Annotated in this window: 11 protein-coding genes; 7 read left to right on the top strand and 4 right to left on the bottom strand. The window is 48.2% G+C overall.

All coding sequences use genetic code 11. From position 1 onward, the window contains the following. On the top strand, positions 1 to 294 hold a 294-nt coding region (locus H141_RS0108210), incomplete at its 5' end, for an IS5/IS1182 family transposase (protein WP_019675774.1). Between the two features lie 228 nt (positions 295 to 522). Here H141_RS0108210 and H141_RS0108220 read toward each other — a convergent pair. From H141_RS0108220 to H141_RS0108235, 3 genes are all read right to left on the bottom strand, one after another. Beyond that, positions 523 to 1,608: an AI-2E family transporter gene (locus H141_RS0108220; RefSeq protein WP_019675776.1), complete on the bottom strand. Its 1,086-nt coding sequence runs from the start codon at positions 1,606 to 1,608 to the stop codon at positions 523 to 525. Between the two features lie 39 nt (positions 1,609 to 1,647). Beyond that, positions 1,648 to 2,883 (bottom strand): DUF819 family protein, encoded by a 1,236-nt coding sequence (locus tag H141_RS0108225; protein WP_019675777.1) that lies wholly within the window; start codon positions 2,881 to 2,883, stop codon positions 1,648 to 1,650. 280 nt (positions 2,884 to 3,163) lie between these two features. After that, complete coding sequence (locus H141_RS0108235; RefSeq protein WP_019675779.1) at positions 3,164 to 3,505, bottom strand: HopJ type III effector protein; 342 nt, start codon at positions 3,503 to 3,505, stop codon at positions 3,164 to 3,166. Between the two features lie 250 nt (positions 3,506 to 3,755). On the opposite strand from H141_RS0108235, the gene H141_RS0108245 reads away from it, so the two are divergent. Further along, positions 3,756 to 4,211 (top strand): methylated-DNA--[protein]-cysteine S-methyltransferase, encoded by a 456-nt coding sequence (locus H141_RS0108245; protein ID WP_019675781.1) that lies wholly within the window; start codon positions 3,756 to 3,758, stop codon positions 4,209 to 4,211. Between the two features lie 133 nt (positions 4,212 to 4,344). Here H141_RS0108245 and H141_RS0108250 read toward each other — a convergent pair whose 3' ends face one another. Beyond that, a complete protein-coding gene (locus H141_RS0108250; RefSeq protein WP_019675782.1) occupies positions 4,345 to 4,881 on the bottom strand; it encodes a hypothetical protein in 537 nt (178 codons plus the stop codon). A gap of 211 nt (positions 4,882 to 5,092) precedes the next feature. Here H141_RS0108250 and H141_RS0108255 point away from each other — a divergent pair, with 211 nt between their 5' ends. The 5 genes from H141_RS0108255 (at position 5,093) to H141_RS0108275 (ending at position 13,477) form a co-directional block, all read left to right on the top strand. Beyond that, positions 5,093 to 5,989, top strand: coding sequence for a pirin family protein (locus H141_RS0108255; protein ID WP_019675783.1), 897 nt, complete (start codon positions 5,093 to 5,095; stop codon positions 5,987 to 5,989). A gap of 97 nt (positions 5,990 to 6,086) precedes the next feature. Further along, complete coding sequence (mtnN, locus tag H141_RS0108260) at positions 6,087 to 6,797, top strand: 5'-methylthioadenosine/S-adenosylhomocysteine nucleosidase (RefSeq protein WP_019675784.1); 711 nt, start codon at positions 6,087 to 6,089, stop codon at positions 6,795 to 6,797. A gap of 48 nt (positions 6,798 to 6,845) precedes the next feature. Beyond that, on the top strand, positions 6,846 to 7,817 hold the full coding sequence (locus H141_RS0108265) for a cobalamin biosynthesis protein CobD/CbiB (RefSeq protein ID WP_019675785.1): 972 nt from the start codon (positions 6,846 to 6,848) through the stop codon (positions 7,815 to 7,817). A 145-nt stretch (positions 7,818 to 7,962) separates the two neighbouring features. Beyond that, complete coding sequence (locus H141_RS0108270; RefSeq protein ID WP_240473108.1) at positions 7,963 to 12,522, top strand: EAL domain-containing protein; 4,560 nt, start codon at positions 7,963 to 7,965, stop codon at positions 12,520 to 12,522. A gap of 106 nt (positions 12,523 to 12,628) precedes the next feature. After that, the gene (locus tag H141_RS0108275) at positions 12,629 to 13,477 is read left to right on the top strand and encodes a DMT family transporter (protein WP_019675787.1); all 849 of its coding nucleotides are present in this window, start codon (positions 12,629 to 12,631) and stop codon (positions 13,475 to 13,477) included. Positions 13,478 to 13,534 lie beyond the last annotated feature (57 nt).

Here is a 13,534-nt window from a genome sequence, read left to right on the forward strand (position 1 = left end):
CTGCCTGATGCCGAACACGTTATCGCTGACCGGGGCTATGATAGCGAGAAGATACGAGAGCAGATCCGAGAAAAAAAGGGCGTCCCTAACATACCGCGCAAGCGTAATTCGAAGATTGGTAATGGCGATATTGACTGGTGTCTGTACAAATATCGCCATCTGGTTGAGAACGTGTTTGCCAGGCTAAAACATTACCGCTCAGTAGCAACAAGGTATGATAAATTAGCCCAGAATTATGCAAGTACACTGGCCTTGGCTTGCTGCCTTATATGGCTGCCAATGTGGGTTGGCTAAATTATGAACAGCAAAGATCAACAGGCCCTAGTGAGTTGCGGCGCATATTTCTGACAATCCCTTTGTAAACATTTAATTAAAGATAGCCATGGCCTGAAAAAAAGCGAGCTGCTGCCGGGAGTTTTTTAAAAAACCGGTACAACAGCATAAGGAAAATATCTTCAGAGGGACAGGCCGTTGGGCGTGCAAAAACAGCTGCAGCCAGGCTGCAGCATAGAGATACAACCATCAACTTCTGTTCTGTTTCTCCAGAAAATCACTGAACTCGATGGTATAGAGTTTAATTAATACATGGGTTAATGCAAAGATGATAGGGCCGTAGATAAGGCCAATAACCCCAAACAACTGCAAGCCACCAATTAGCGACAAAAACAACACTAACGTACTCATGTTTGACGTGCCTTGCATTAAAACGGGCCGCAGGAAATTATCAATAGAGCCAACCAGGATTGCCCCCCAGAGTGTTAGGAATAATGCCCAGGGCCAATCGCCGGTAAGTAACAAATATAAACTGGCCGGCACCCAGATCAACGCAGCGCCAACCAGCGGGATCAAGGAGGCAAACACCATCATCGTGCCCCAGAACAAACCCGGCATACCAACAATAGCCATACCAATGCCGCCCGCGACGCCCTGGGCTAACGCGGTCAGAAAGGTTCCAAATACCGCTGAGCGTGCAACGGTGTTGGCTTCAGTCAGTAGCTTTTCTTCCTGCGAACGGGCCAGTGGCAGGATCCAGAACAGGCTTTCAATAATCTTTTTGTGGTCGCGCAGTAAAAAGAACAATACGAATAACATCAGGAAAAAGCTGACAATTATTCCGGTCACATCGCCCAGCACTGTAGTACTAATATCAAGCAGCTCTGTGCTAAAGCCCAAAGCAAACTCTGTTAATCTGTCAATAATCCCTCCGATACTAAAGTCGGCAACGGGTAAAAAGTCGTTTAATCTTTCAACACTATTTTTTATAAACGGCTGCTGTAACAACTCTCCTGCTCCGCCATCTTCAACCCACTGATAGCTTTGTTTAGCGAAAGCAATACTTTGCTGAACTATCGCCATTAACACCAGCGCGGCAGGCACCAGAATTACCACCACCAGCAAAGAGCAGGTTATGGTTGATGCCAGGTTAGGTTTGTTCGGAAATTTACGGGCAACGCGCTGATGCACCGGAAAACACAGCAACGACAATACAAATGCCAATACCACAGGGCCAATAAAGGGAGCGATCAGCAGATAACTGGCATACAGTGCCAGCAATAAAAACACAATCAACACCCAATGGCCTGGCTCGATTTTAACTTGGTTACTCACCGGTAAAACTCCCTTTCCTGACAGTCGTCCTTTTAATTATTAAGGCGCAACCTGTTGTAAAATTAACCCACATATATAGGCACCATAAGTGCCTAAACCATAGCCCAGCACCGCCAGCAATACGCCAACTGGCGCCAGCGAAGGGTGAAATGCTGCCGCTACCACCGGCGCTGAGGCAGCGCCACCAACGTTGGCCTGACTTCCCACAGCCAGATAAAACAGCGGCGCCTTAATTAACTTAGCCACCACCAACAACAAGATGGCATGCACCAGCATCCAAATGATACCGACCAGAAACATCAGTTTGTTACTCATAATGGCGGTAACATCCATTTGCATACCAATGGTAGCCACCAGAATATATAAAAATGCTGTACCCACTTTAGAGGCTCCGGCCCCTTCCAGTTTGCGGGCAGGGGTCAGTGATAACAGCAAACCAACAGTAGTGGCAATTACCACCAGCCAGAAAAAGCCGCTGGTTAAACTGTAATTGGCCAACTGTGGCGCAACCTGGCCAATCCACGGCGCAATAATATCTGCCAGCGCATGTGCCAGGCCGGTAACCCCAAATGCTACCGCTACAATCAGCATAATATCCTGAATAGTTGGAATACGGGAATTTTCAGCCTGATATTGCTCTATTTTTTGCTGTAAATAGCCAATAGCGCGGGTATCGGCGCCATTCGCTTTATCAATCTGTGCAGCCCGGCTGGCCATAAATAGCAACACAGCTAACCAGACATTGGCTACCAGTACATCCACAGTAATCATCACCGAGAACAGACTACCGCCTACTTCAAATACCTCTTTCATCGCTGCCTGATTGGCACCACCACCAATCCAGCTGCCGGCAACAGTGGTCATGCCGCGCCAGACATCACCACCCAGCTGTTCCGGGAAAAAATAGCCGACACTTAGTAACGCTATAGGCCCGCCAATAATAATGCCGAGGGTGCCGGTAAAAAACATAATCAATGCTTTGGGGCCCAACCCTAAAATAGCTTTAAAATCGACACTCAGGGTCAGCAATATCAGGCTGGCAGGCAACAGGTAACGGGACGCCATTTTATAAAGTGACGATGCCTCACCATCAATTATATTAAAACTGTTTAACAACGATGGAATAAAATAGCAGAGCAGTAACGCCGGCACATACTTATAAAAACCTCTACAAAAGCGGTTATTGCTGTGGCTGGTGTAAAAGACCAGGCCAAGAATAATGGCCAGTAAGCCTAGCACCACGGCGTCATTGTTAAACATAGGTGGTTGAGACATATCGCGTCCTGTGTCATTTTATTATTATTGTGGCAGCGGCGTATCCGCCAATTTTTTGGTCAACCCTGTACTTTGGCCAACCCAAAACTCTGGTCAAGCCAAAACTCTGGTCAACATAGCACAGCGCACCAGTTGGAGAAAATAGTCTGCAGCCTCTACCCAGCGAATTGCTAGTTGCAGCGATAATAAGAGGATGGAAAAACATAAAAAACTGCCAGTTGGTTTGCACAGGTAAAGCAGTTTGCTGAAAAACATCAGGCACCTGCTTTAAGCAGGTGCTTTATTCTTTTAAGCGCAGCGGTTGCTGTTCAAACTGCACACCATCCCACCCGTTTCGCATAAAGTTACGGATATTAGGATGATCTTCACCTTTCGGGTTCTCTAACACAGACTGATAAAAGTTACCAAATAGAAACAGTGTTTGCGGCTCTGATAATTGATGCAGCGCACCAAAAGCCAGAATTTTACAGGCGCCGGTATTTTCGCCGGCCAGATTGCTCAGCTCGCCATTTTGAAAAGCACACGGCTGGAAGTGATACATCTGATCAATAATCTCAATACTTTGCTGGAAACTAATGGTTTCAGGTTCAGTACTTAACTGAATGAAAAAGCTTTCTAACATTGCAACTCCTGCCTTGTGCCGGCCTCGCTGGCCACTGTTATCCTGCCCGGACCTACCTGACTAAATATTAAGCTGCCATAACCTTAACTGCAATACGAATAGCGCTGCGCTACCATTAAATTACCTTTTAGTAGCGGATCTGGCCAGTTTTTAGCAGCACTGTTGATATACTCTACGGCAAAAACTGACACTCTGGCGCCATGGCGCAGCTATGCCACCTTTCAGCTGTGGTTTCAGACAGGAGATTAATATGTTTCAGCAAACGATCGACAGCCCGTTAGGTCCGGTGCAGATTTGCGCTGATGAGCATGGTATCTGCAAGATTAATCTTGGGATAGCAACGCCAGCGCCAGATCTGCCATCCAAACTAACAGAACGCGCTGCCAGCCAGTTAAAGCAGTATTTTGCCGGTAGCTTAACCCAGTTCAGTTTACCACTGGCCGCCACTGGCACCGCTTTTCAGCAACAGGTTTGGCAAGCTCTTAGTCAGTTGTCATTTGGCCAAACCTGCAGCTATGCCGATATTGCCAGAGAAATCGCTAACCCAAAAGCTGTGCGGGCCGTCGGCGCCGCCAATAGCAAAAACCCGATAGCTATAGTAGTGCCCTGCCACCGGGTAATTGGCAGCAATGGCACCCTTACCGGCTATGCCGGTGGCCTGGATAATAAAGCCTGGCTGTTATCTCATGAACAAAAAGTTAGCTAATGAACAAAAATTCACCCTACAGCGCTGAAGCCTGAGATTAAATTGGCGCCATAAAAAAACCGGGCTAAGCCCGGCAAACCTGCAAGCAAAAATGATAAGACGTTGCCGTCAGCAACGTCTTATCAGCCAGTCGTTAAAACTGGTAAGAGACACCAAACCGGAACTCATTTTTGGTATCGCCGCTGTTAAGCGCTAAATTGCCGCGGATCGCCCAGTCCGGACTTAAGAAATAAGCAATACCGCCAGCAAGGCTACCATGATCGTCATACACAGTGTGGTAAGTCGCTTCACTGTACAATTCTACTTGAGGCGTTAATGGATGACGCACACCTACACCGGCATAGGCGCCTGTTTCATCAGCATCGCCTGACCAGTTTTCAACACCACCTAACAGATAAGTCTGGGTTTTAGGTGAAAAATCTAAAGTGTTACCCATAATGTAATTCAGGCCGGCTTTCAGCTGGTTAGCATCGAACGGACCGTTTGATAAACGGGCATAGCTGGCATCAGCAACCCAGTTACGATTCAACAGGAACGACCCTTCAACATATGGACCATCGCCAGCAGCATCGGTGTAACCTGCACCAACGTAATCCCAAACAGGGTTAGCCATGCTATTTGCGCTTACTGTCATTGCCACCAGGGCTGATGCTACTAATAATTTCTTCATTTTGTTACTCCATTAATTCTTCAAGTCAAGACTATCTGTCAGTGTCGCAATTGTGATGTATCTTAGCCCTCCAGACTTAACAGCTGCTGAACTCAGCGTCGTTGGCACTAATCCTCCAGTTTTTTCGAACGAATTGCCGCGTAAAATGGCATTTTATATTCGGATTAGTTGCGCTTTAATAGTGTCATAGACTATATGTCAGGAGCAAACCATGAGCAGCCGCCATTTACAGCAGATCATTCCAGCCACGTCGGTATCAGATGGTGCCGGCGTAAAAATTAAACGCAGCCTGGGGCTGAATGCCCAGTTGCGGTTTGACCCGTTTTTAATGCTCGACTGTTTTGGTTCTGAGCAAGCTGATGATTACATTAAGGGCTTTCCGCCCCATCCTCATCGCGGCTTTGAAACCGTAACCTATATGCTGGATGGCCATATGTTGCATGAAGATCATTTGGGCAACAAAGGCCATTTAAAAAGTGGTGGTGTGCAGTGGATGACTGCTGGTCGTGGCATTATTCACTCGGAAATGCCCCAGCAGGAACAGGGCCTGATGCGAGGGTTTCAGTTATGGTTAAATTTACCGGCAGCAGAGAAAATGAAGCCTGCAGCCTATATTGATATCAGCCCGGAGCAGATACCACAATTTGAACCAATGCCAGGCGTTAGCGTTAAAGTGATTGCCGGTAGTTTTAACCATGAAACTGCTTCAGTAACCGGCCCGATTAACGGCTTAAGCACAGAACCCCTGTTTTACGATATTCGCTTAACAGCCGGCAGCGAAATAACAGTGCCATTGCCACCAGGTCATCATGCAGTGCTTTACCCTTTCACAGGCACCGTACTGGTCAGAAAAGCAGATGGCCTGCAACAATTAAATGAACATCATGCCGGCTTATTAAGCCAGGGCGAAAGTGTAACCCTGGCAGCCAGTGCTGATGTCAGCTTAATATTACTGGCCGGTAAACCGATTGCAGAACCTGTAGTGCAATATGGCCCTTTTGTAATGAACAGCAGCGCCGAAATCGAGCAAGCCATTCGCGACTACCAGCACGGCAAGCTGACCGCTGGTGGCCCGGCAACCCAAATTAAGCTGTCGTCCCCCGCATAATCTTTGCCAGTCTGCGCGGTATTAACAGAGGATTTTCAGACGCAGGGCCTTTATACTAGTGTTTTTAATCTAGTGTTTTCAGTAAATGGGCCCAGTTATGAAATTATTTGGTATTATCGGTGCAATGGAACCTGAAGTTGCCTTGCTTAAGCAACAGCTGACAGCTGGTAGCAGCGAACAGATTGGCAACTATCAGTTTATGCGTGGTCAGCTGGCCGGTTACGAGGTTGTCATTGTCCAGTCAGGCATTGGTAAAGTTGCTGCAGCCGTTGCTACCACCTTATTAATTGATCACTTTAAACCTGATTGCGTTATAAATACCGGCTCGGCCGGGGGCTTTGACCCTGAATTGAACGTCGGTGATATCGCCATTGGTACTGAAGTCCGCCATCATGATGTAGATGTTACCGCCTTTGGCTACGAGTATGGCCAGGTACCACAAATGCCCGCTGCTTATATTGCCCATCCGACGCTGGTCAATGCTGCAGAACAAACCATCGCCAGCCTGGGGTTTTGTAAAACCAAAAGCGGCCTTATTACTACTGGCGACAGTTTTATGTGCGACCCAGAGCGGATTGCACAAACCCGCGAACGTTTCCCCGGCATGCTGGCAGTAGAAATGGAAGGCGCGGCCATTGCCCAGGTTTGCCATATGCTGAATACACCTTTTGTGGTGATCAGAAGTTTAAGTGACATTGCCGGCAAAGAATCACCGGTGTCTTTCGATGCCTACCTTGAAGTTGCGTCAAAAAACAGCTCAGCTATGGTAGTCGCCTTGCTCGGCCAACTGCGTGCTGTAAGTTTATAGTTATGCACCTATTTGCGATCCAGTATTCAGCTACCCGGTTGCATAAAGATGCATTGGCTTAACGCCCTGCCCATCTGGCCCGTGATGGCGTTACTGGCCCTGCTGGCCAGCAGGTTGCTGGTGCTGCCAGCAGCCCGTGCCCCGTTTAAAATATTGGCCTTGTTGCTACAGCGGCTGGCCAAAAGGGTGCATCCGGATATTAGTCGCAGTCACTTCCAACAGCAACTGTCTGGCACCCTGGCATTACTGCTGGTTCTGTTGCTGCCGCTGGCCATCACTTACGGTTTTTACTTAGTATCAGAGTTACCGCTGGTGCTGGATGCGCTTATATTGTATTTCTGTCTCGGCAGCAGGCTTGACCTGCAACGTGCCGCAGTAGTAGCTGGCAGCCTTCACAGGCAACAGCTAACTCTGGCCAGAGAACAAGCCAAACCATTACTATTGCGCGACCGGCAAAATTTATCAGCAATGGGCTTAAGCAAAGCATGCATTGAAAGCGTGCTGCTGCAAAACGCTGCCAACCTGATTGCAGTATTATTCTGGTTTTTGCTTGGTGGCGGCTTACTGGCCCTGGCTTACACCCTGTTGCAAATCGCTGCCCGCCAGTGGAACAGTAAACTGCCGCATTACTGCTATTTTGGCCGCGCTGCTGCACGCTGTTATCAGCTTGCTGTTGCCCCTGCACTAATTATCTCGGCACTTTTGCTGGCTATTCAAACCGGGCTTGGCAAAGCCTGGCGCAACTATCGTGCCGCCGACGCAATTTATTTTAACTGGCCCAGCCGCATACTGCTGGCAGCAGGCGCCAGTGCCCTGCACAGTAAACTGGGCGGGCCGGCTTTCTATGCTGGTATAAAAACCCCGCGCCAGCGGCTGGGTACCGGCCCCGAACCCACAGTCAATGACATTCTGCGGACAATATTGCTGGTCAACGCCCAGCAAACCGCGTTAATTATCTTATTTGGCAGTACTTTAGCTTTATATTATTCCAGTATCTTATTGGTAGTCCGGCCTGTTTAGGTTATATACTCTGCACTGGATACTGAACGCTAGAAAATGTTGCTATAGTCAGTATATGGTCAGTTGCTGCAAAATGGCTGAAGCATTAAATAGATGATTTAAAGCGGCCGGGGTGGGAAATTACGTGATATTCAGAGTTGATCTGTTGCCTGAACAAACATGGTTCTGTGTCAGAACCATGCTGTTTAGCTTGTTGTTGATCTTATCTGGCTCCAGCCTGGCACAAGCGCCATTATTGCAGCCATTAACGCCTGATCAAGGCTTATCACAGGGGTCTGTAAATGACCTGATGATAGATAGTGATGGTTTTTTATGGATTGCAACTGCAGGCGGTCTGAATCGCTATAACGCTAACAAAGTTACTGTGATGAACTCGGCAGAGCATAATATTAGTGATATCGCTTTTAACAGTGTGATTGAAGACAAACAAGGCCGGATCTGGACTGCAGCAACCACAATTGGCGTATATTTATTCGACAAAGACAGCAGTACGTTTAATTTATTTATGTCCCTGCCGACTGATAGTGAGCAACCACGTTATCGGTTTATTATTGATGTGATTGATGAAGATGCTGACCATCTGCTATTTATCGTAGATGATGAAGTGCACCGCCTGAATAAAAATAATGGCCGGACTACCCGGCTACTGAGCTTAGCAGAAAATAATGTTAAAGATGGCTGGTTAAGAAAGCTGTTTATATATGAAGATCAACTTTTTATCGGGGCTTTCAACGGTCTTATCCAGTACGACCTGGCAACGGACCAACACCATTATGTGCCCTATTTAGAGAAACACACAGCAACTAAAGATCAGCAGCATGTAAAACATCTGAGCATTGCCGCTGACCGCTTGTATATCGGTACCGTTGAAGGTCTGTACAGCGTCAATCTAAAGGATTTAATGGCAGCAAAGCCTGGCTCGGCAGAGGCCAGCGCGCCATTGCATGCCAGGCAGCATATTGCCGATTATAATATCTGGCAAATGCACTGGCTTGGCGAGGATGCGCTGGTAGCCACCAACCAGGGCTTGTTTACCTTTGCCAGCAATGACAATACCTTGCAGTTTTTGCTGCGTTTTAGTGACAGTAATCTGGAACTTTACAACGATAATATTCTGGAGTTAGTAGCAGATGATTTTGGCGGCTACTGGCTGGCTACAAGGGATGATGGCGTCTTTTACTGGCATCCGCGTTCGCTGGCTTTCGAGCATATCAGCCGCCAGAGCACGCTTGGCCAAGGCCTTAGTAATGACAAAATTTACCAGTTGGTGGCTGATGTAGACAACAATTTATGGATTGGCACCATCAATGGTTTAAATAAAGTGAATCTCACCACCGGCGCTACCCAATCATACTTTGTCTCAGAAGATCTTAAGGCAGTCTGGCATTCTGGCACCATAATTCAGCTGATGTTAGATCCGACCAACCCAAGCTTACTATGGCTTGTTTCGGCCGATGGCCTCACTTTATTTGATATTAACAACGGCAAATCTTTAGCTCTGCCAGTGGCAGAGACGGAACATCTTAAGCTATTGGGTAGCAACAGTTTCTATTACTACGTCCAGGCTAACCAGGGTAACAGCCAGCTTTACTTCAGTCAGCACAATAAAGTGTATCGCTATATGCCTGCTACAGGCGCAGTTACCGAGCTGGAAGTATTTCAGCAGTTACCCATGCATTATTACGGTGGTATTGTTGGCGCCCTGCCTGGTAAGCCTGATGAGTTGCTGGTAACGACATCAGATCAGTTATGGGTCTATAACAGCAGCCGCAATACATTACGACAAATTTACCAGGTCAGCCCCTTTCGGCCCGAGTTACAACGCTATGCTGAGCACATGCTGCTTGATGACTACGGTATCCTCTGGTTGGGCACAAACGGTATTGGTTTACTGGGTTTCGACAGTCAAACGCTTGAGTTAAAACACCACTTTACAACCGACAATAAATTAATAGCCGGCCAGGTGTATGCGCTGCAAAAAGATCAGGCAGGTGATATCTGGTTTTCATCCCATAGCGGCCTGAGCCGGCTACAACCCGACACCCTGCAGATTGAACATTTTAGTAAAGCCGATGGCATAAAGGTGCATGAATATAATGCTACTGCATCAACGGTGTTAACCGATGGCAGGATTGCCTTTGGCAGTATGCGCGGGATCACCGTGGTAGACCCGGCCAAACTAGCCAGTCCAGAGCCGCGACCTAAAGTAAATATTACAGATATTAAAGTATTGGCCGGAGACTTTAAGGCTCGCAGCGGTGTACTCAATAACAAGCAGTTGCAGTTGAGCCATGAGGATCTGGGTATTGAACTGCATTTTAGTGCTATGCATTTTCGGGATAACCACAAAATGCGCTACCGTATCTGGTTAGAAGGTCGTGATAAACTCAACTTCCCGGAACAACACGCGAATAATGTGGTATTTCCCAGGCTTCGCAGTGGTAAATATCAGTTTAACGTCGTGGCAATTGCTCCCCATACCGGTTTGGAAAGCGAAGTGAGCTCAGTCACTCTGGTCATTGCCCCTGCACCGTGGCGCTCGCCATGGGCGCTGGCATTTTATGCGTTAACTGGCTTTGCTCTGCTCTATCATTTGTACCGGCTACGACGGGAACAACAGCGGATTATCAGTGAAGCACACCATGAAGTCGCTACCAGCGAGCAACGCTTAAAGCAAGCGCTGGCCTCGGTTGACAGCGGTGCTTTTGAGTGGCGGGCCGATAAAAACAGCTTATATGGCTCCAGGATGCAGTTAATGCTGGGCTACGGCGAGTTAATGAATAACATTACTCTGCAGCAGCATCTGTCACTGATCCATCCGGAAGATCGGGAGAATTATCAGCAACAATGGCAACGCTTTTTGCAGCATCCAGCCGGTAGCTTTAATATCACTTACCGTTTAAAGCATAAAGAAGGCCATTGGCTGTGGTTCCGCGATCAAGGCCGGGCTACCGAATCAGACCACAATGAACACGTTCTGAAAGTGACCGGCACTTACAGCAATATTACCGAAACCCGGGCGAATATGGAAAAGGCCAAGCTGTTTGGTGAAGCGTTTCAGCAAACCCGGGACTGGGTAGTCATTCTGGATAATAAACAGCGGGTTATTGCTGCCAATCAGTCATTTGCAACAGCGTTTGGCAATGTTGAGCAATATCTGGATACCCCCCGCACCCACCATCTGGGTATCAGCCTGGTGCGGCGACGCTTTTATACTAAACTGTTGCACGAACTAACCGCTGGCGCACACTGGCAGGGAGAAGAACAAGTTATCACCCCGGATGGTCGCGAACGTCCTACCCTGATTAACATCAGCGCTATTAGCGAACAGGACAACGTCGCCTTTTACGTGTTGGTATTTACCGATATCACTGCTCAGAAAATGGCAGAGGAAGAACTTCGTTACCTGGCCAATTATGACTCATTAACCGGCCTGCCAAACCGGGCGCTGCTGATGGACCGCATTCTGCACGCCATGGAACAATCGCGGCGCGAGAAAAAATCACTGGCGTTGTGTTTTATCGATTTAGACAAATTTAAGCAGGTAAATGACTCGCTGGGTCATGACATTGGTGATTTATTGTTAAAAGAAGTGGCCCGCCGGCTGGCTTTAACCCTGCGCGAGCGGGATACCGTTGCCCGCTTAGGGGGCGATGAGTTTGTGGTTTTGCTGGAAGGCTATCGGCGGGGCGAGAATGTCAGCATGGTGGCCCGCAAAATGTTGTCGGTCGTCAGCGAGCCTATGCAGTTGGGATCACATACCGTTGGCGTATCACCCAGTATTGGCATTGCCTTGTATCCTGATGATGCGCTGACAGCCCAGGAACTGCTGAAGCATGCTGATGTGGCGATGTATCATGCTAAAGAAGCAGGCCGCAATAACTTCCAGTTTTTTACCAATGAAATGAATGAAAAAGCTCATATGCAGCTGGCAAAAGAAACCCGGCTGCGGAAAGCCCATCAGAACAATGAATTTTTCAATGTGTATCAGCCTATTGTCGACAGTAGTAAGCAACAAATGGTTGGCACTGAAGTACTGATGCGCTGGCAAAGTAGCGACGGCGTGGTATCGCCGGTCGAGTTTATTCCGCTGGCAGAAGAGCTCCGTCTGATTGTCAGCATGACGCAACAGTTACTGGAGCGGGCACTGGCCGATCTAAGTCAGTGGCGACAAAGCGGTATCGACATTTATCTGTCGGTAAACCTCTCCACCCAACATCTGGAGCAGGCTAATCTGGCCAGCCATACAGCAGCTTTACTGAATAAATATAAGTTACCCGCCAGTTGTCTGCGTTTCGAAGTAACCGAAAGCGCCCTGATGAACGACCAGCAAAGCGCAATTGAAACCATGCTGGCCCTGAATGACCTTGGTATTCAGTTAGCATTGGATGATTTTGGCACCGGTTACTCGTCGTTAAAGTACTTAAAACAGTTGCCGATAGACGCCATCAAAATTGACCGCAGTTTTGTCAGCGACATTGGTATTGATAAAAGCGATGAAGCTATTATCGACGCCATGCTTAGCATGGCGAACAGCCTCGGCATGTACTGCGTTGCTGAAGGGGTGGAAACCACCGAGCAACTGGCTTTCTTCACCGCACGCCACTGTATGTTAATTCAGGGCTATTTGTATTCAAAGCCATTGCCTGCGGATCAAATCCCGCTGTTCTGGCAACAGCAGCAAGCACCAGGCAATAAAAGCTGATTAGACAGCCAGACCAGCTATTGCGACCAAATTAAGCTGACTGTTCGTTTTATGCCGTGCAGGCCTGTTATACTGCGCGGCTAAACACCCCGCTGCCAGGATTGTTATGCAACCTCACCTGCTTAAAGGCGCCTTGCTGTTATTGCTGGCTGAAGCCTGCTTTGCCGGTATTGGCGCTGTGGTTAAATACAGCAGTGATCTGGCCAGCGAAGCGCAAATTGTGTTTTTCCGCAACCTGTTTGCATTAGTGCTGATGCTGCCCTTTTTATATCGTCATGGTTTTGCCATGCTAAAAACCCAGCGCTGGTATCTGCATTTAAGCCGGGCCCTGACCGGTCTGGTATCGATGTACTGTTTCTTTTATGTATTATCACAGCTGCCTCTGGCTCAGGCGATGATGGTTATTATGCTATCGCCTTTTATTGTGCCTATTCTGGCCCGCTTCTGGTTAAATGAACGTCCCAGCCGGGTGACCCGCTTTGGCATTGCCCTGGGCTTTATCGGCGTCATCCTGGCGCTGCCAAGCCCGGAGCCGGGACTGAACCTGGTATTACTGTTAGCTCTGTTTTCAGCCTTTTTAGTGGCGATAACCAAAACCACCATCAGAGCAATGGCCAGCACCGAGTCAGCCGTACGGATTGTGTTTTATTTTTCGCTGCTAACCGCCTTACTATCAGCCATACCGGTACCCTTTTACTGGCAGCCGCTCGCAGCTGAAGTATGGCTGGCATTTATCGGTATGGGTGTCCTGGCGGCAATTGGCCAGCTGGCAATGACCCGCGCCTTTGCCATTGCCCCGGCCAGTGATATTGGGATGTGGACCTACAGCAGCGTGTTATTTGCCGGTGCCTTTGGTTATTTTTTCTGGCAGGAGCCAGTAACCTGGGGCTGGTTGGCCGGGGTGATTGTGATTTTTTATGCTGGCTATGTTACCACCCGCCAACGTCTGTTTTAGCCGCCAAAAATCAAGCAGCAAAAAGCTTTTGCCAACGATGCTGGCACTGCGGCGTCG

Origin of the sequence: Arsukibacterium perlucidum DSM 18276 (assembly GCF_000382165.1) — a bacterium.
Taxonomy (GTDB): Bacteria; Pseudomonadota; Gammaproteobacteria; order Enterobacterales; family Alteromonadaceae; genus Alishewanella; species Alishewanella perlucidum.